The organism is Streptomyces sp. NPDC004752 (assembly GCF_053601275.1).
Genome location: NZ_JBSGBN010000036.1, coordinates 39,457 through 57,775, shown reverse-complemented (window position 1 = coordinate 57,775; position 18,319 = coordinate 39,457). Strand labels below are relative to the sequence as shown.

Genomic DNA, 18,319 nt, shown 5'->3' with positions numbered 1-18,319 from the left:
AGAACGGCGGGTCGCCGGGGCCGTACGAACGCGGGTCGCCGGGCCGTACGAGCAGCCGTCGGGGCCGCACGAGCAGCCCGTCAGGGGCGTACGAGCAGCTGGAACTCGAAGGAGTAGCGGGACGGGCGGTAGATGTGGTCGCCGAACTCGACCGCACGGCCGGTGTCGTCGAAGGTGGTGCGCCGCATGGTGAGCAGCGGGGCACCCTCGGCCTCACCGAGCCGCTCCGCCTCCAGTGCCGTGGCACCACGGGCCCCGATGGACTGCCGGGCGCTGTGCAGGGTGATCCCGGCGGCGCGCATCAACCGGTACAGGCCGGTGGCCTCCAGCTGCGCGGTGTCCAGGTCGAGCAGGCCGGGCGGCAGATGGTTGACCAGGTACGCCATCGGCTCGCCGTGGGCCAGCCGCAGCCGCTCGACGCGGTGCACCTCGCCGCCCTCGGTCACGCCGAGCGCCGCCGCCACCTCGGCGGACGCCGGAACGACGGTGTTGACGACGACGGAGGTCGCGGGGCGCTGGCCGGCCGCCTCCAGGTCGTCGTAGAGGCTGCTCAGCTCCAGCGGGCGTTTGACCCGGCTGTGCACGACCTGGGTGCCGACCCCACGGCGGCGGACGAGCAGTCCCTTGTCGACGAGGGACTGGATGGCCTGGCGAACGGTCGGACGGGACAGACCGAGCCGCCCGGCCAGCTCGATCTCATTGCCGAGCAGACTGCCGGGCGTGAGCGCCCCGTGCTCGATCGCGGCTTCCAGCTGCTGGGACAGCTGGAAGTACAACGGGACCGGCGAACTGCGGTCCACGCTGAGGTCCAGCGATGCGGTCGGGTCCACTTCTGGTTTCGGCACGGCCCGAGCGTAGCTCCGTGGCCGGTTGACGGGAAGTCGTGAGGTTCGATTGTCCGGACATATAGATTGACAGCGTCCGGGGTCGGCCCTCACTTTGTTTCCATGCGCATCGGGGTCATCGGTACGGGCCGTATCGGCACCATTCATGCCCACACGCTCAGCCGTCATCGCGAGGTCGGTTCGCTGATCCTCACGGACGCGGACCCGGCGCGGGCCCAGGAACTGGCACACCGTCTGGGCGAGACGGCGGCGCCCGGGGTGGACGAGATCTTCACCTGGGGAGTGGACGCCGTGGTGATCACCACGGCGACCTCGGCCCACGCCGAACTGATCGGCCGCGCGGCCCGCTCGGCGCTGCCCGTCTTCTGCGAGAAGCCCGTCGCCCTCGACCTGCCGGGCACACTGCACGCGCTCGCGGAGGTCGACACGGCCGGCACGGTCCTGCAGATGGGCTTCCAGCGGCGGTTCGACGCGGGATACGCGGGCGCGCGGGAGGCGGTGCGCTCAGGGCGGCTCGGGCGGCTGCACACGGTGCGGGCCCTGACCGCCGACCAGTCCCCTCCCCCGCCCGAGTGGCTGCCGCTGTCGGGCGGGCTGTTCCGGGACACCCTGATCCACGATTTCGATGTGCTGCGCTGGGTGACCGGACGCGAGGTGGCCGATGTGTACGCGACCGGGTCGGACGCCGGTCCCGCGATGTTCCGACAGGCCGGTGACATCGACACGGGGGCGGCCGTGCTCACCCTGGACGACGGCACGCTGGCCACTGCGACGGCGACCCGGCTGAACGGCGCGGGCTACGACGTGCGGATGGAGCTGGCCGGGGAGTTGGACACCGTTGTGGTGGGGCTGGACGACCGTACGCCGGTCGCCTCGACCGAACCGACCGGGCCGCCGCCCGCGGACAAACCCTGGGCGGGGTTCCTGGAGCGGTTCGGCCCCGCCTACGAGGCCGAGCTGTGCGCCTTCGTGGAGGTGGTGCGCGGCGAGCGGGCCAATCCCTGCGACGGGTATGAGGCGCTGCAGGCCCTGCGCGTCGCCGAGGCGTGCGAGGTGTCCTGGCGGGAGCGGCGGCCCGTGCGGCTGGCGGAGATCGAGGGCGGGGACGGGGACGGGGCCCGGGTCACGCCCCGGGCGCCCTTGTGGTGAACGCCGGCCGCACCCCGATGCCGCGTCGACCGCCGGCCGCGCCCAGGGCTGTCCGCCTCTTCCCGCTGGGCCCACGACGCGACCACCGGACAGGGCAATCCATCTAGCGCCCGGCGCCGCCCGTGCCGTGTGGGTCGTCCGTGCCGTGCGTGCCGTGCGTGCCGTGCGTGGGGTCCGTGTCGTCGAGGAGTCCCGCGTCGTGGGCGAGGAGGGCGATCTGCACGCGGTTGTTGAGGCCCAGCTTGGCGAGGACGCGGGAGACATGGGTCTTCACGGTGGCGACGCTCATGAAGAGCGTGGCTGCGATCTCCGCGTTGGCGAGGCCGCGACCGACCGCGACGGCGACCTCCCGCTCGCGGTCGTTGAGCGCGGCGAGCCGCTCGCGCGCGCGGGAGCGGCGGGTCGCGGCGGCGGTGTCGGCCGCGTGCGCCATCAGCTGGCGGGTGACGGTGGGCGACAGGACGGGATCACCGGCCGCGACCCGGCGTACGGCCGCCACGATCTCGGCGGGCGGGGTGTCCTTGAGGACGAAGCCGGCGGCGCCCGCGCGCAGGGCGTGCAGCACCTGTTCGTCGGCGTGGAAGGTGGTGAGCACCATGACCTGGGGCGGGTCCGCACGACCGCACAGCCGCTGAGTGGCCGTCAGCCCGTCCACCGACGGCATACGGATGTCCATCAGGACTACGTCCGGACGGGTGCGGTCGACGAGCGCCTCGACCTCACTCCCGTCGGCGGCCTCGCCGACGATCTCGATGTCGTCGGCCCCGCCCATCATGAGGGCCAGGCCCGCCCGCACGAGCGGGTCGTCGTCGACGAGGAGCAGTCTGATCGCAGTCATGGCCCTTACGTAACCACGTATGTCATCACGGGTGTTGGGCCCACCACCACGTACGTAGTCACGGGTGTTGGGCCCACCGGGGCGCGCGGGTGTCCGGCTCGGCCGTCCGCCGGGGCGGTGTGGACGTGGTCTCAGGCGGCGCCCCACGGCAGCCACGACCGCACCTCGAAGCCGCCGTCCGCGGTGGCACCGTGGTCGAGCCTGCCGCCGGCCAACGTCGCGCGCTCGGTGAGGCCGATCAGTCCCTGGCCGGAGCCGGGGACGTGCGGGACGTCGCCCTCGGGTGCGGTGTTGCGCACGACGACGGTCAGGCCGTCGCCGGGGGCGCCGGTGACGGTCACCGTGACCTCGGTTCCGGGCGCGTGCTTGCGGGCGTTGGTCAGGCCCTCCTGGGCGATGCGGTAGGCGGTGCGGCCGATGGAGGCGGGCACGGCGGCGGGGTCGGTGACGCGGCTGTCCAGTTCGACCTCGGCGCCCGCCTCCCGGTCCTCGGCGACCAGGGCCTTCAGCGCGGCCAGTGTCGGCTGCGGGCGACCGGCGTCGTCGGCGTCGCCCGCCCGCAGCACGCCGATGATCTCGCGCAGGTCCTGCAACGCCTCGTGGGCGCTCTCCCGGATCACCCCGGCCGCCCGTACGACCTCCTCGCGGGGCGCGTCGGGCCGGAACTCCAGGGCGCCCGCGTGCACGCTGAGCAGGGTGAGCCGGTGGGCGAGCACATCGTGCATCTCCCGTGCGATGGCCTCGCGGGCGAGCCGCTGCGCCCGCTCGGCGCGCAGCCGCGCCTCCGTCTCGGCGCGCCGGGCCCGGTCCCGCAGGCTGACCATGAGCTGTCGTTTGGAGCGGGCGAACATGCCCCAGCCGACGACGGAGACCGTGATCAGCACGGTGAGCGCGACGACGCTCGTATAGGACGCGTCGGGGGCGGGACGCAGCCAGTAGAAAAGCGGAACCAGGGCCAGGCCGGCACCGCCGATCCAGGCCACGTACCGCAGGGGCCGGTGCACGGTGAGCGTGAACAGGACGACCAGGCCGGCGCCGCCGGCGGAACTGGACAGGAAGCCGACCGGGATCATGACGACGGCGAGCGCGACCGGCCAGCGGCGGCGCAGCCAGAGGGCGGCGCAGGCCAGGGCGCCCAGCGTCTGGTCGAGGACGGCGAGGGAGTGGGCCAGGCCGATCTCGTGCCGCAGGGAATCGGCGCCCTCCAGGCCCACGGCGGCGGCCAGCAGGAAGCAGGAGAAGTCGACGGCCCAGTCGCGTGCGGTGCGCCGCGGTCGGCGCCCGGCCGGTCCGGTGTCCGGGTCCAAGTCATGGATCACGGACGACGGGAACAGCCACCGTCGGCCCTGGAAACCGTGCGCCGCCGACCGCGACTCCGTGTCCTGCGTACCACTCACAGTCGATAAATCTATGCGGGATCGACGGGCGGGATGGCCCCGAGCGCCGGACCTTCGACCAAAGTCGCGGTGCCGGACACTTTCGGCGGTCCGGGCGGCACACACCGTCCACCCGCGGCGGAGCCGAGGGACCGCACGGCCGATGCGCGACGGGCGGCCGGGGCGCAAGGCTCGTGACATGAAGCAGTTTGTGGAGCTGATCGGTTTCCTCGCCCTGGCGCAGGGAGTCATGGGCCTGGTGCACGAGTTCACCGACTGGCATGTGGGGCTGGTCCAGCGGATGGGTTTCCTCGACGGGTACGAGGTCTACGTCAGCATCTCCCTGATCGTGCTCGCGTTCGCCCTGTTCGCGGCGGCGCAGAGCCGGAAATCCCGCTGAGCCGCGCCCGGCGGGGCCGGGGGCGGCGGGGCCGCGGGCGGGGGGCCGCGGGCGGGGCTCAATGTCAACTCCCAGAAAATTCACCGGGCATGACGGCAAAATCGCTAAGTTGTCATTGACATGCCACCTTCGGCGCGCATCATCATGGGCCATGAGATTCCCCCCACGTGCCACCCGCATCGGCGCCACAGCGGCGCTCCTGTCCGCGCTCCTCATGGGCGCCACCGCCACCACGGCCGACGCCGCGGCCACCGCCGTCGGCGACATCTGCTACAGCGACCTGCCGTCCCAGGCGTACGACACGCTCAGGCTGATCGACCAGGGCGGCCCGTACCCCTACCCGCAGGACGGCACCGTCTTCCAGAACCGCGAGGGCGTGCTGCCCAGCCAGTCGCAGGGCTACTACCACGAGTACACGGTGAAGACCCCTGGCTCCGACACGCGCGGCGCGCGCCGCATCGTCACCGGTGAGGACAACCAGGAGGACTACTACACGGCCGACCACTACGTCTCGTTCGACCTCATCGACTACGGCTGCTGAGGTTCACCGCGCCTGACCGGCGCATCGAGGCACACACCCCCGCCCCGCGGTCCCCCCACACGCACCCGCCGCGGGGCGAGGTGTGTCCGGCAGACCGAGACGCCCGTCGGGCGCGGGCGGGGACCTGGGCCGGTGCGGGGGACGGCCACCGGCTTTCGGTCAGCATGCGGACGCGCCGCGCGGGGCGCGTCGTCTCGCGTAACGGACGGTCAGGCGTCCTCGTCCAGCGCGTACGAACCGTACTCGGGGCGGCCCGCGGCGTCGTACGTCTGGATCGAGACGCCCGCGGCCGTGACGCGTCCGGCGGTGTGGCGGAAGGCGGTCGGGGTCGCACCCGCCGTGAACAGACGGTGACCGGCGCCGAGGACGACCGGGAAGGTCAGCAGGTTGACGGTGTCGACCAGGCCGAGGTCCAGCAGGGAGCGGACCAGGGCGCCGCTGCCGTGCACCTGGAGTTCGCCGTCCGTCCGCTCCTTGAGGGCGGTGACCTCCTTGGCGAGGTCACCGCGGACCACGGTGGTGCCGGACCAGCCGGGCGCGTCCAGGGTCGCGGAGACGACGTACTTCGGCAGGGAGTTCAGCCGGGACGCGATCGGGTCGGCGGGGTCGGTCACCCGCGGCCAGTGCGCGGCGAAGATGTCGTAGGTACGGCGGCCGAGGAGGAAGGCACCGGCGCGGTCGAAGACCTCGGAGATGAACCCGCCGGAGTCCGCGTCCCCGTAGGGAAAGGTCCAGCCGCCCTGAGTGAAGCCGCCGCGCGTGTCCTCGCGCGGGCCGCCGGGTGCCTGGTAGACGCCGTCGAGGCTGACGAAGAGGGTGGAGACGAGCTTGCCCATGGCGGGTTCCTGCTTTCTGGTACGGGGATCTGCTGTCAACACTGAAGACCCCGCGCGCCCCCGCAACTCATCGCCCCACCCGGCACACATCGAGAACAGCCCGCCCGTCCGCCCCTGCTTGTCGCCGCCCTGGGCCACGGTGCTGCGGGTCCGGCCGCTTCGGCGCGCGGGCGCGCTGTGGTGTCCGCCCCCCCGGGGACTGCGCCCACGAAGCCCGCTCGGCCCGCTCGGCCCGCTCGGCCCGCACGGCCCGCACGGCCCGCACGGCTTCGGCCGCGGGCTCCGGACGGGTCGCGTGCTGTCGGCCTACGCAGGTGGGTGGCCGTGGGGCTCAGCCGTCCAGTTCCTGGTGGCGGGCCGCCAGGCGGGCCGCGCCCTCGTCGGTCAGGGAGCCGTACAGGCGCAGCCGCGAAATGCCGCCGTCCGGATGGATGTCCACGCGCGCGTGGGTACCGACGGCCGGTTCCGGCAGGACGAAGCGGTGGTTCGTGTCCGGCTGGAGGCGGGTGCGCGGAAGGATCTCCGTCCACTCGCCGCCCGCGCCGCCCTCGCCGTCCCGCACGGACACCGACGCCCAGCCGGCGCTGTTGCCCTTGAGACAGGCGGTGTCGATCTCGGCCGCGCGGACCGCCGACCGGGCGGCGAGCCGGTAGCGGATCCAGTCATGGCCCCGGTCGCGGCGGCGGCGCGTCTCCCAGCCGTCGTCCATCGTGCGGGAGCGGCCCGGCCGGATGGTATTGGTGGCCGGCGAGTAGAAGCGGTCGGAGGCGTCCTCGACCCGGCCGCCGTTCTCCAGGGCGACCACGTCGAAGGTGCCGAGCACGGCCAGCCACGCGGGATCGGGCACGACCTCGCCGTACACGCGCAGGCGCGCGATGCCGCCGTCCGGATGCTGGTTGACCCGCAGGTGCGTGAAGCGCTGTTCGACGGCGATCTCGAAGCCGTTGGCCGCGTGGCCGCCGACGGGGGTGCGCGGGAGGAGCGTCGTCCACTTCACGTCGTCGGACAGCAGGGCCTCGGGCGACGGGGAGCCGGGCACGCGGGCGCCCTCGATGGACACGGCCTGCGGGTGGTTGCCCCGGAAGTGCGCGGTGTCGACGACGATGCCGCGCACGACGCCGGGCGCGCCGAGCCGGATCAGCGCCCAGTCGTGGTCCTCGGCGGCGGGCCAGGGGTGGGCGGCGTCGGCGCCACGGCGACGGCGTGTCTCCCAGCCGTCCATGATCTTGCCCTTGTGCCCGAAGTGCTCGGGGTCGAACTCGGCGCGCTCGGGCAGCAGCAGGTTCTCCCGCTGGGCGAAGAACTCGTCGTTGGCGGCGATGACCGCGGCGCCGAGCCGGCGGTCGGCGAGGTCGGCGTGGTGGCTGAAGGGGAAGTCGGCGGTGCGGTAGTCCGCGTACGGGTCACCGCCTCCGTAGGGGTGTGCGTCGCCGGTGAAGCGGGGAATCGCCGTCACGGTGATCAGGGGTTCCTTCCGGGAGTCGGCCACTGCGGGGACGGGTGCGGGTGCGGGGTGGGGTGGGGTGGGACGGCACAGGGGTACAGGTCAGGGAGTACGGCTCAGCAGACGGCCCTTCGGATCGGTGAACTCGCCGTCGGCGACGATGCGTTCGCCGCGCAGCCAGGTGGACTTCACGACGCCGTGCAGGGTCCTGCCGGCGTACGCCGTGACCCGGTTGCGGTGCTGGAGGCGGGCCGGGTCGACGATGAAGGTCTCGTCCGGGGCGAGGACGGCGAAGTCGGCGTCGCGGCCCGCGGCGATGGCGCCCTTGCGGGCGTCGAGGCCGATGAGCGCGGCCGTGCGAGCGGACATCCAGCGCACGACGTCCGCCAGGTCGTGGCCGCGCCGCCGTGCCTCGGTCCAGACGGCGGCCAGGCTCAGCTGGAGGCCGGAGATGCCGCCCCAGGCGGTGGCGAAGTCGGGCGTCTTCAGGGCGGCGGTGGAGGGCGAGTGGTCGGTGACGACACAGTCGATCGTGCCGTCGGCCAGTGCCTGCCAGAGCAGGTCCCGGTTGGCGGCCTCGCGGATGGGCGGGCAGCACTTGAACTCGCTGGCACCGTCGGGGACTTCCTCGGCGGTCAGGGTGAGGTAGTGCGGGCAGGTCTCCACGGTGATGCGTACGCCGTCGGCGCGGGCGGCGGCGATCGGCTCCAGCGCGTCGCTCGACGACAGATGGAGCACATGCACGCGCGCGTCGAGCCGTCGGGCCTGCGTGATCAGCCGCGCGATGGCCGTGTCCTCGGCCTCGCGCGGGCGGGAGGCGAGGAAGTCGGCGTACCTCGGGCCGCCGTGCTGCGGGGCGGCGGACAGGTGGTGCGGGTCCTCGGCATGCACGATCAGCAGGCCGTCGAAGGAGGCGATCTCGGCCAGCGACCGGGCGAGCCCGTCCTGGTCGAGATGCGGGAACTCGTCCACGCCGGACGGTGACAGGAACGCCTTGAAGCCGAAGACCCCGGCTTCGTGCAGCGGACGCAGGTCCTTGACGTTGCCGGGCAGGGCGCCGCCCCAGAAGCCGACGTCCACATGGGCCTGATCGGCGGCGACGGCCCGCTTGGTGCGGAGGTGGCCGACCGTGGTGGTCGGCGGCAGGGAGTTGAGGGGCATGTCCACGAGGGTGGTGATGCCACCGGCCGCGGCCGCGCGCGTGGCGGTCCGGAAGCCCTCCCACTCGGTGCGGCCCGGGTCGTTGATGTGCACATGGGTGTCGACCAGGCCCGGCAGCAGGACGTGGTCGCCGACGTCCTCCAGGCGGGTGCTGTCGGCCACGGGCGCGTCGTACGGCAGTACGGCCGTGATCTTGCCGGCGGCGACGGCGACCGAGGCGGCCCGCGTCCCCTCCGGGGTGATGACGCGCGTCGAGCGCAGCACCAGTTCAGCGTCGGACACCCGCACCCCTCTCCGCCACCGTTCACTGCCAGGAAACGGGATATACGCCCACGTAACGGAATTCAACGATCTGTTGAAGGAGTCTTCACTCCCACCCCGTCGGCGTCAAGGGCACGCTTCGAGGCAGGGCGCGTCGAGCACCCACACTAGACCTTTCCACTTAGCGGAATTAAAATTCCGATGAGCAGAACCTAGCTCTGCACCAGCGGCGAGTCAACCGGCCGCCCCGGTAGGCTTCTGACTTCCCGCCAGTCGAAAGGAACGCGCCGTGCCGCCGTCGTCCAGCGCCAGCACCACCGACTCCGTCAAGTCCGCCAGCGGTGGGGTCCAGTCCCTGGAGCGCGCCTTCGACCTGCTGGAACGGATGGCGGACGTCGGCGGCGAGGTCGGCCTGAGCGAGCTGTCCGCGAGCAGCGGGCTGCCGCTGCCGACCATCCACCGGCTGATGCGGACGCTTGTGTCCTGTGGTTACGTCCGCCAGCAGGCGAACCGCCGTTATGCCCTCGGACCGCGCCTGATCCGGCTCGGCGAGTCCGCCTCCCGGCTGCTCGGCACCTGGGCCCGCCCCTATCTGGCGCGCCTGGTCGAGGAGACCGGCGAGACGGCGAACATGGCGCTGCTGGACGGGGACGAGGTCGTGTACGTGGCGCAGGTGCCGTCCAAGCACTCGATGCGCATGTTCACCGAGGTCGGCCGGCGTGTGCTGCCGCACTCCACGGGGGTGGGCAAGGCGCTGCTCGCGGCCGTGCCCGACGACGAGGTGCGCGCCCTCCTGTCCCGCACCGGCATGCCCGCGGCCACCGAGCGGACCATCACCACGCCGGACGGCTTCCTGGCCGCCCTGGCGGATGTGCGCCGCCTCGGTTACGCGGTCGACGACAACGAGCAGGAGATCGGCGTCCGCTGCCTCGCGGTCCCGGTGCCCGACTCCCCCACGGCCGCCGCCCTCTCGATCTCCGGTCCGGCGGGCCGGGTCACGGATGCGGCGACGGAGCAGATCGTGCCGGTGCTCCGGCAGGTGGCGACGGAACTGTCCCGCTCCCTGGCCGACTCGACTTCCTGACGGCGGCCGGGAAGGCACGACGCCGCGGCCGGGCCCGCGGCAGAAGACGCAGAGCACGGCGAGTGGACGCATGGACGATGGCTTCGACGCCATGCCGCCACCGGACGCGATGTCGGGCCTGCCCGGCATGGCCGACCGGGCCGCGTCCACATCGACCGCGCCGATGACCGGGCCGCTTTCGGCCGCACCTCGCCCCACTCGGCCCCCTGGGCGGGCCACACCCATCCCGGCAGGCGCCACGAGCGAGGGCCGCCGCCAACCGAGGAGCGAGCGGGACGACACCGCGTCGGCGCCCCCGGGCCGGCTCCGCAGCGTCCAGCTCTGCGGCGGGCTAGCTCCGCGGTGGTTCCCCGAACAGGTCCACCGCCGCGCGGACCTCCGAAAGCCCATGTGCCAGGGCGCTCACCGAGCCGATCGCGCCCGCGATCAGCAGCAGGGAGCGACGCAGGCGCGGGATCTCCGGGTGGCCGTCGGAGGTCATCGCGGCCAGCACCGCCAGCTCGTCCTCGGCTATCGCGCGGTCCCGGAACTCGGCCGGGTGCGCGGCGAGTTCCCGCCGCAGCCGGGAGACCGCGATCCGCAGCTCCGCCACCCTCGTGTCCTCGTCGCTGCCGGTCATCGGCATCTGCCCCAGACTCCGCAACACGGCCCTCCCCCTCTCGCTCCGCGGGGCGCGTACCCCTCGCGGCCCCAGCCCGGTGCCCGCGGCGCCGGTCGGGTGCCGGGGACGCGGGCCAGTAAACGCCACCCGACGCGCGCCGCGCCACTCCGCGGGCCGATATTCAGTCCCACGGCACCGGGCGCCTCTCCCGGCGTCGGGGGCGCCACTCCCGGCGTCGGGTATGCAGGACCTATGACGGACAACCAGGGCAACGGGGCCGCGGTCGCCGGGCTGCTGCTCGCCGCGGGCGGTGGACGACGGCTCGGCGGCCGGCCCAAGGCGCTGCTGGAACACCGGGGCAGGCCGCTGGTGGAGCACGCGGTCGCCGTGCTGCGCGCGGCCGGCTGCGCACGCGTCCACGTGGTCCTGGGCGCCGCGGCGGACACCGTGCGGGAGCGGGCCGACCTCGGCGGCTGTGTGCTCGTGGACAACCCGGACTGGGCCGCGGGCATGGGCTCCTCGCTGCGGGCCGGGCTGGACTCGCTCGTCGGCACGGGCACCCGGGCGGCCCTGGTCTCGCTGGTCGACCAGCCGGGCATCGGGGCCGAGGCGGTGGGCCGGGTACGCGCCGCGTACCGGGACGAGGCATCCCTCGTCTCCGCGGCCTACGCCGGCGTGCGCGGTCACCCGGTCCTGCTCGGCCGCGCCCACTGGCCGGGCATCGCCGCCGCGGCGACCGGGGACCGGGGCGCCCGCTCCTACCTGAAGGCGCACGAGGAGGCGATCACGCTCGTCGAGTGCGGGGACGTGGCACGGCCGTACGACATCGACACGGAGGCCGACCTGGTCCACCTCGAGTGAGCGGCGTGGCACCGAGCGCCGGCTTGCCCCGCCCCGGAGAATCTCGACATCAACAAACCATTGAAGTTCCACAATGAGGAAACTAGTATCCATTTTCTAGAAGCGCCCGACCGCGCTCCACGGGCCTCACGGAACGACGACCGGCACCCGGTGCCACCGCTGAAGGAAGTGACCGCTCATGTCCGCACCAGCGCCGTCCCCGCTGGCCATCGTCGACGCCGAGCCGCTGCCCCGGCAGGAGGAGGTCCTCACCGACGCGGCGCTCGCCTTCCTGGCCGAGCTGCACCGGCGTTTCACGCCGCGCCGTGACGAGCTTCTCGCCCGCCGGGCGGAGCGCCGCACCGAGATCGCCCGGACCTCCACGCTCGACTTCCTCCCGGAGACCGCCGCGATCCGCGCGGACGACTCCTGGCAGGTGGCCCCGGCCCCCGCGGCCCTGAACGACCGCCGGGTCGAGATCACCGGCCCCACCGACCGCAAGATGACCATCAACGCGCTCAACTCCGGCGCGCGGGTGTGGCTCGCGGACTTCGAGGACGCCTCCGCGCCCACCTGGGAGAACGTCGTCCTCGGCCAGGTCAACCTGATCGACGCGTACACCCGGAACATCGACTTCACCGACCCCGGCAGCGGCAGGTCGTACGCCCTGCGCCCGGACGCCGAGCTGGCGACGGTCGTGCTGCGCCCGCGCGGCTGGCATCTGAACGAGCGCCACCTGGTCGACGCCGACGGCACCCAAGTGCCCGGCGCCCTGGTCGACTTCGGCCTGTACTTCGTCCACAACGCGCAGCGCCTGCTGGACCTCGGCAAGGGCCCGTACTTCTACCTTCCGAAGACGGAGTCGCACCTGGAGGCCCGCCTCTGGAACGACGTGTTCGTGTTCGCGCAGGACTACGTCGGCATCCCGCAGGGCACCGTCCGCGCCACCGTTCTCATCGAGACGATCACGGCCGCGTACGAGATGGAGGAGATCCTCTACGAACTCCGCGACCACGCCTCCGGGTTGAACGCGGGCCGCTGGGACTACCTGTTCTCGATCATCAAGAACTTCCGGGACGGCGGGCCGAAGTTCGTCCTGCCGGACCGCAACGCCGTCACGATGACGGCCCCGTTCATGCGCGCGTACACCGAACTCGTCGTCCGCACCTGCCACAAGCGCGGCGCCCACGCGATCGGCGGCATGGCCGCGTTCATCCCGTCACGGCGTGACGAGGCGGTCAACAAGGTCGCCTTCGAGAAGGTCAAGGCGGACAAGGACCGTGAGGCGAACGACGGTTTCGACGGCTCCTGGGTCGCCCACCCCGATCTGGTCCCGATCGCGCTGGAGTCCTTCGACCGGGTGCTCGGCGACCGGCCGCACCAGAAGGACCGGCTGCGCGAGGACGTCCATGTCACGGCGGCCGACCTGATCGCCGTCGACACCCTGGACGCCAAGCCGACCTACCCGGGCCTGGTCAACGCCGTGCAGGTCGGCATCCGTTACATCGAGGCGTGGCTGCGCGGCCTCGGCGCGGTCGCCATCTTCAACCTCATGGAGGACGCGGCCACCGCCGAGATCTCCCGCTCCCAGATCTGGCAGTGGGTCAACGCGGGCGTCGAGTTCGAGAACGGCGAGCGGGCCACCCCCGAACTGGCCCGCAAGGTCGCCGCCGAGGAACTGGCCGACATCCGCGCCGAGATCGGCGAGGACGCCTTCGCCGCCGGCCACTGGCAGCAGGCGCACGACCTGCTGCTCCGGGTCGCCCTCGACGAGGACTACGCGGACTTCCTGACGCTCCCGGCGTACGAGCAGCTGGCGGGCTGAGGCCGGCCGCGGACGCCCGCCCTCAGCCGTCCGAGCGGCCCAGGGACGAGTGACCCAGGGGCGAGTGGCGAGGGACGTGCCTGGGGCCACTCGGTCGCATACGGGCCGCCGCACCGCCGTCGGCCGTGAGCGGTTCCCGGGCCGGCCGGGCGGCGCGGGGCAGCCATCGGCATCCGGTGCGCTACCCGATCTCCATCCGCCGGGTCATCCCAGATGCGCCGACCAGTCCTGTTCCGCTCCCGGTCTGCCGTGCAGGTCGGGGACCTGCTTGAGCCACGTCGGACGCCCTTCCCGGGTGCGCGCCGCCCGACGGGCGTCCTCGGCGTCGCGTTCCTCCCCGGTGGGGAAGTCCGTGGGAATCCATGCCGGTGACACCCGCACGCGCGCGTGCAGATGGTCGACGTACGCCTGCCGGACCTCGTCCGGCGTCGCGCCGCCGGGCTCCCCGGCCAGCCATGCGTCCGGTACCGCGGCCGTGACCTCGCACAGCAGGTCACGCGTCACCCTGGGCGCCAGTTCGGCGTCGGCCGCGCGGACGTCCGGCGCGGCATACGTCTCCGGTGCCCCGGCGGAGTCGGGGACGCGGAGGCGGCCGAGGGCGTGGTGCCGGAAGTCGTACGCCTTCGCGGGGTCCGCGCCGTCCCAGCGGTGGTGGAAGACGAGGGCGGCGCCGTGGTCGATCAGCCACAGCCGCGGCGGTGCGATGCCCAGGGTCGGCCAGATCATCAGGTTGGAGCTGTGCACGGTGCGGTCGACGTTGACGGTCAGCGCGTCGAGCCAGACGATCCGGCCCGCCTCCAACGGGTCGATGGGGAAGGTCCGCGCCACCTCGGGGGTGAAGTCCCGCGCGCCCGGCAGATGGTCCAGGCCGAGGTTGACACCGGCGCTGGCGCCGTGCAGGTCGCGTACCTCCTGGTGCGGCTCGTGCGCGGCGATCGCCGGATCGAAGCGCACCAGGACCAGCTCGGGGAAGCGCAGCCCGAGGGCCCGCGCCAGCTCGCCCACGACCACCTCGGCGACCAGCGCCTTGCGCCCCTGCGCCGAGCCGGTGAACTTGACGACGTACGTCCCACAGTCGTCCGCCTCGACGATTCCCGGCACGGAGCCGCCCTCGCGCAGCGGCGCGACATAACGGGTCGCAGTGACCTCACGCAACATTTTCCCAGGCTACACGCCCCCTGACCTGCCAATCCTCATCTGGTGCGGCTCGGGCCGGAGCCGTGGGCGGAGCCGCCCTGGCGCTGCGGGGACGGCATCGCCAGGGGCTCGGTCGTCGCGCGCCCGTACAATTTGGTGCCGAACGATCGCGGGCCGTACGAGCCCGTGATCCGGCGACGATGCTAGGGAGGCACCGTGCCAGGCCAGCGGTCCATCAGCGAGGCGGAGAAGCTCGCGGAGGCGAAGCTCGGTGGCATTCCCGTCCGGCGGGAACAGATGGCCGCGGTGGCCAATATCTACCGGGCCGCGTCCGCGGTGCGTCAGCACCTGGAGAACTCCGTGTTGCGTGGCGCGGATCTGACCTGGACCGCTTTTGTGGTGCTGTGGGTGGTGTGGGTGTGGGGTGAGTCCGAGACCCGCCACGTGGCGGAGGAGGCGGGGATCTCCAAGGGCACGCTGACCGGGGTGGCCCGCACACTGGAGTCACGCGGTCTGCTGCGGCGCGCCGATCACCCGACCGACGGACGGCTGGTGCTGCTGGCTCTCACCAAAAAGGGCGAGGACTTCATGCGCCGGGTGTTCCCCGCCTTCAACGACGAGGAAGCCTTCGTCACGGCCCAGCTGAGCGACGCGGAGTGCCGCACCCTCGCCGAAGGGTTGCGGCGCGTGGTCCTACAGGTCGAGGAGGGGGGCGAGGAGCGACGCCGGTCCCTGTTGAACGGAGCGGAGCCCACGCCGCGCCGCAGCGGTCGACGCGCCAAGGGCTGACCGGGCCCCGCTCCTTTTCCTTTTCAGCAACCTCCGCTCCCCTTCAGCTACTTCGACTCCTCTCCAGCTACTTCCGCTCCCTTTCGGCTACTTCCGCCTGCGGCCCTCACCAGTCCGTCGAAGAGGCGCTGCTGCGCCGGGTCCTCGTGTGCGGTGTCCTCCGGATGCCACTGCACGGCCAGGAACCAGCCGTCGCGCTCGGTGAGTTCGACCGCCTCCGTCGTCCCGTCGGCGGCGCGGGCGGTGACGGTCAGTCCCTCCCCCAGCCGATCCACGCGCTGATGGTGGTAGCAGGACGCCTCCGCCTTGTCGACGCCGGTGATGCGGGCCAGGGCCGAGCCCGAGGCGAAGGAGACGGGGTGCCGGAGGTGGCGGTGCTCGCGTCCGGGGCCGCCCATGTCTTGGTGCAGTGTCCCGCCGAGGACCGTGTTGACCACCTGGAGACCGCGGCAGACGGCCAGCATCGGCAGCCCGCCGACGAGGGCCTGCCGGGCGAGTTCCAGGTCGAAGCCGTCCTGCTGGTCGTCGACGTCGTAGACGGCCTCGTGGGCGTGCCCGTCGCCGTAGCGGTGGGGGGCGAGGTCACCGCCGCCCGGGAGCAGGACGCCGTCGAATCGGGCGAGGCGGGCGGCGACCTCCGAAGGGTCGGCGGTGCCGTCCGGGGCATGCGGGTGGACGGTGACGGGCTCACCGCCCGCCCGCCACACGGCCTCGATCAGGGCACGGGCGGTGACCTCCGCCGCGTAGCGCAGGGCCGACGTGCTGGCGGAGAAGCGGGCGGGTATCGCGATGAGGGGGCGATGGGTCACAGGTGGATGGTGGGTCACAACTGGATCCAGGTGCTCTTCAGTTCGGTGTACTTCTCCAGGGCGTGCACGGACTTGTCGCGTCCGTTGCCGGACTGCTTCATGCCGCCGAAGGGCACGGTCAGGTCGCCCTCCTCGTAGCAGTTGACCCAGACCGTGCCGGCCTTGAGTGCCCGGGAGACCCGGTGGGCGGTGGACAGGTCGGAGGTCCACAGGCCGGCCGCGAGCCCGTACTCGGTGTCGTTGGCGAGGGCGACGGCCTCGTCGACGTCGTCGAAGGTGAGCACCGACAGCACAGGCCCGAAGATTTCCTCGCGCGCCAGTCGGCTGCCCGGGGTGACCCGGTCGAAGACGGTCGGTTCGATGTAGACGCCCCCGGATTCGGTGCGCGTCCGGGCGCCGCCGGTGCGCAGGCGGGCGCCGTCCTCGCATCCCGTGCGGACGTGGTCGAGTACGCGGGTGAGGTGCTGCTCTCCGACCAGGGCGCCCATCTCGGTGGCGGGGTCGAGGGGATCGCCCACCCGCAGGGTGCGTGCACGCTCCACGACGGCCTCGGTGACCCGGTCGGCGATGGAGGAGTGCACCAGCAGCCGCGAGGGTGCGGTGCACATCTCACCCTGGTTGAAGAAGATGCCCCAGGCGGCCGTCGCCGCGGCCTTCTCCAGGTCGGGAGCGTCGGGCAGGACGATGTTGGGCGACTTGCCGCCCAGCTCCAGCCAGACGCGCTTGAGGTTGGAGTCGGCGGAATAGCGCAGGAAGTGGCGGCCCACGGCGGTGGAGCCGGTGAAGGCCAGCACGTCGACGTCCGGGTGCAGGCCGAGGGCCCGGCCGGCCACCGGGCCGTTGCCGTTGACGACGTTGAGCACGCCCGGGGGCAGACCGGCTTCCAGGGCGATGCGGGCGAGCAGCAGCGCCGACAGGGGCGAGTTCTCCGAGGGTTTGAGGACGACCGTGCAGCCGGCGGCCAGCGCGGGGGCGACCTTCCAGCCGGCCAGCGTGAGCGGGAAGTTCCAGGGGACGACCGCACCGACGACACCGGATGGCTCCCGGGTGACCAGGGCGAGCGCGTCCGGTGTGGTGTGCGGGGACTCGTCGGTGAGCTTGTCGGCGAGCTGCCCGTACCAGCGGAAGGTGTTGATGACGGCCCGGAGTTCGATGTCGTGGGCGTCGGTGACGGGTTTGCCCATCTCCAGGCTGATGGTGAGCGCCAGCTCGGACCGGTGTTCTTCGAGCAGGTCGGCGAGGCGCACCAGCGTCCGTCCCCGGTCGCCGGGGGCCAGCCGCGGCCATGGGCCGGTGTCGAACGCCCGGCGGGCCGCGGCGACGGCGGCGTCGACCTCGGCCGCACCACCGTCGGCGACTTCGGTCAGGACCTGGCCGTCGCGCGGCGAGACCGCACGGAACGTGCCGCCGCCACCGGCTTCCTCGGCACCGTCGATGAGGTGCGCCCCGGGCAGGTCCAGCTCCTTGGCTCTGCTGAGCCATTCAGCGTGGGTGGTAACGGTCATGCGGTCCTCCAGACCACGTCGGTGCATGGGTGCGGAAGAGAAGGGCGCCGTCCGCGTCGACATCCGTTCAGGGCGGAACGTCCCGCTTTCGACGCGCCCTGGGCGGAGCCGGGATCACGGCGCCGGCCGGCCCATGGGCGGCCGGGGTGCCGGAGCCGTTGCGGACGCCGCCGGTGCCGCCTGCCCGAACGGGCGGCCGAGCGCGGGAAGGACAGGAAAGGGACAGAAAGGGACACGAAGGGAAGGGTCAGTCTCCGGCCGGGCCCTCGGTCAGACCTTCGAGCAAGGTCCTCAGTTCCGACAGGGCCTCTTCGGTGACGTCGCGCTCGCCGAAGACCAGCTGGTGCAGCACCAGTCCCTCCAGCGCGGCGAAGACCAGCCGGGACAGTCCGCGGCTCACCGGCAGGGGACTCATCCGGGACAGCTCCCGTCGGCTGGCCTCGAAGTACTCCTCGTACAGGCCCCGCAGATGGGGCAGCAGCTCCGGTCTGCGCCGTGCCTCCAGCAGCAGCTCGTACTGGAACGCCTGCAACTCGGGGTCGGACTCGACCATGTCCGTGAGCCCGCTGACGAAGTCGGCCGCCTTGCCCGTGCCGGTGTCGAGCGCACTGGTACTCAGGGACGTGCGCACGGCGTGGGTGACAGCCTCCTCGATCAGCGTGTCCCGCGATCCGAAGTGGTGCACGACCAGCCCGTGGGTGACGCCGGCCTCCTCCGCCACGGCCCGGTAGGTGAGCTTGCGCAGTCCGCCGCGGGCCACCACGCGGACGGCGGCGTCCAGCAGGGCGACCCGGCCCGTCCCGTAGTGGTTCACGCGCTTGCGGGTGCGCCTCTCGCGAGCGTGCTCGACGGAGTCGGTCATGCCATCGACCCTACCC

18 protein-coding genes are annotated in these 18,319 nt (G+C 72.6%); 7 read left to right on the top strand and 11 right to left on the bottom strand.

Annotation, left to right across the window (positions count from 1 at the left end):
* Nucleotides 1-80: 80 nt before the first annotated feature.
* Nucleotides 81-830 (bottom strand): GntR family transcriptional regulator, encoded by a 750-nt coding sequence (locus tag ACWEKM_RS17480; protein WP_451622069.1) that lies wholly within the window; start codon nt 828-830, stop codon nt 81-83.
* A 117-nt stretch (nt 831-947) separates the two neighbouring features.
* Between ACWEKM_RS17480 and ACWEKM_RS17475 the strand changes: the two genes are divergently transcribed.
* Nucleotides 948-1,994 carry a Gfo/Idh/MocA family protein gene (locus tag ACWEKM_RS17475; protein WP_451622053.1) on the top strand — a complete coding sequence of 349 codons (1,047 nt, stop codon included), beginning with the start codon at nt 948-950 and terminating at the stop codon, nt 1,992-1,994.
* Nucleotides 1,995-2,097: 103 nt separating this feature from the next.
* Here ACWEKM_RS17475 and ACWEKM_RS17470 read toward each other — a convergent pair whose 3' ends face one another.
* Both ACWEKM_RS17470 and ACWEKM_RS17465 read right to left on the bottom strand, forming a co-directional pair.
* A complete protein-coding gene (locus ACWEKM_RS17470; RefSeq protein ID WP_451622052.1) occupies nt 2,098-2,832 on the bottom strand; it encodes a response regulator transcription factor in 735 nt (244 codons plus the stop codon).
* A 131-nt stretch (nt 2,833-2,963) separates the two neighbouring features.
* Complete coding sequence (locus ACWEKM_RS17465; RefSeq protein ID WP_451622051.1) at nt 2,964-4,229, bottom strand: sensor histidine kinase; 1,266 nt, start codon at nt 4,227-4,229, stop codon at nt 2,964-2,966.
* Between the two features lie 178 nt (nt 4,230-4,407).
* Between ACWEKM_RS17465 and ACWEKM_RS17460 the strand changes: the two genes are divergently transcribed.
* The gene (locus tag ACWEKM_RS17460) at nt 4,408-4,608 is read left to right on the top strand and encodes a hypothetical protein (protein ID WP_451622050.1); all 201 of its coding nucleotides are present in this window, start codon (nt 4,408-4,410) and stop codon (nt 4,606-4,608) included.
* 151 nt (nt 4,609-4,759) lie between these two features.
* On the top strand, nt 4,760-5,149 hold the full coding sequence (locus ACWEKM_RS17455) for a ribonuclease domain-containing protein (protein WP_451622049.1): 390 nt from the start codon (nt 4,760-4,762) through the stop codon (nt 5,147-5,149).
* A gap of 209 nt (nt 5,150-5,358) precedes the next feature.
* Here the strand turns inward: ACWEKM_RS17455 and ACWEKM_RS17450 are convergent, their stop codons facing one another.
* From ACWEKM_RS17450 to allB, 3 genes are all read right to left on the bottom strand, one after another.
* Entirely contained in the window at nt 5,359-5,985 is a 627-nt protein-coding gene (locus ACWEKM_RS17450; protein ID WP_451622048.1) for a dihydrofolate reductase family protein, read from the bottom strand.
* A 331-nt stretch (nt 5,986-6,316) separates the two neighbouring features.
* Complete coding sequence (gene alc, locus ACWEKM_RS17445; RefSeq protein ID WP_451622047.1) at nt 6,317-7,441, bottom strand: allantoicase; 1,125 nt, start codon at nt 7,439-7,441, stop codon at nt 6,317-6,319.
* A 90-nt stretch (nt 7,442-7,531) separates the two neighbouring features.
* Nucleotides 7,532-8,872 (bottom strand): allantoinase AllB, encoded by a 1,341-nt coding sequence (allB, locus tag ACWEKM_RS17440; RefSeq protein WP_451622046.1) that lies wholly within the window; start codon nt 8,870-8,872, stop codon nt 7,532-7,534.
* A gap of 268 nt (nt 8,873-9,140) precedes the next feature.
* On the opposite strand from allB, the gene ACWEKM_RS17435 reads away from it, so the two are divergent.
* Nucleotides 9,141-9,935, top strand: coding sequence for an IclR family transcriptional regulator (locus ACWEKM_RS17435; protein ID WP_451622045.1), 795 nt, complete (start codon nt 9,141-9,143; stop codon nt 9,933-9,935).
* Between the two features lie 331 nt (nt 9,936-10,266).
* Here ACWEKM_RS17435 and ACWEKM_RS17430 read toward each other — a convergent pair whose 3' ends face one another.
* Nucleotides 10,267-10,554 (bottom strand): DUF5955 family protein, encoded by a 288-nt coding sequence (locus ACWEKM_RS17430; protein ID WP_451622068.1) that lies wholly within the window; start codon nt 10,552-10,554, stop codon nt 10,267-10,269.
* A gap of 234 nt (nt 10,555-10,788) precedes the next feature.
* Between ACWEKM_RS17430 and ACWEKM_RS17425 the strand changes: the two genes are divergently transcribed.
* Nucleotides 10,789-11,397 (top strand): nucleotidyltransferase family protein, encoded by a 609-nt coding sequence (locus tag ACWEKM_RS17425; RefSeq protein ID WP_451622044.1) that lies wholly within the window; start codon nt 10,789-10,791, stop codon nt 11,395-11,397.
* 178 nt (nt 11,398-11,575) lie between these two features.
* A complete protein-coding gene (aceB, locus tag ACWEKM_RS17420) occupies nt 11,576-13,201 on the top strand; it encodes a malate synthase A (RefSeq protein WP_451622043.1) in 1,626 nt (541 codons plus the stop codon).
* Between the two features lie 204 nt (nt 13,202-13,405).
* Here the strand turns inward: aceB and ACWEKM_RS17415 are convergent, their stop codons facing one another.
* A complete protein-coding gene (locus tag ACWEKM_RS17415) occupies nt 13,406-14,359 on the bottom strand; it encodes a HipA family kinase (RefSeq protein WP_451622042.1) in 954 nt (317 codons plus the stop codon).
* 195 nt (nt 14,360-14,554) lie between these two features.
* On the opposite strand from ACWEKM_RS17415, the gene ACWEKM_RS17410 reads away from it, so the two are divergent.
* Entirely contained in the window at nt 14,555-15,127 is a 573-nt protein-coding gene (locus ACWEKM_RS17410) for a MarR family winged helix-turn-helix transcriptional regulator (protein ID WP_451622041.1), read from the top strand.
* Between the two features lie 47 nt (nt 15,128-15,174).
* Here ACWEKM_RS17410 and ACWEKM_RS17405 read toward each other — a convergent pair whose 3' ends face one another.
* From ACWEKM_RS17405 to ACWEKM_RS17395, 3 genes are all read right to left on the bottom strand, one after another.
* Complete coding sequence (locus ACWEKM_RS17405) at nt 15,175-15,936, bottom strand: gamma-glutamyl-gamma-aminobutyrate hydrolase family protein (RefSeq protein ID WP_451622040.1); 762 nt, start codon at nt 15,934-15,936, stop codon at nt 15,175-15,177.
* Between the two features lie 14 nt (nt 15,937-15,950).
* Nucleotides 15,951-17,441, bottom strand: coding sequence for an aldehyde dehydrogenase (locus tag ACWEKM_RS17400; RefSeq protein WP_451622039.1), 1,491 nt, complete (start codon nt 17,439-17,441; stop codon nt 15,951-15,953).
* A gap of 247 nt (nt 17,442-17,688) precedes the next feature.
* Entirely contained in the window at nt 17,689-18,303 is a 615-nt protein-coding gene (locus tag ACWEKM_RS17395; protein WP_451622038.1) for a TetR/AcrR family transcriptional regulator, read from the bottom strand.
* Between the last annotated feature and the right edge of the window lie 16 nt (nt 18,304-18,319).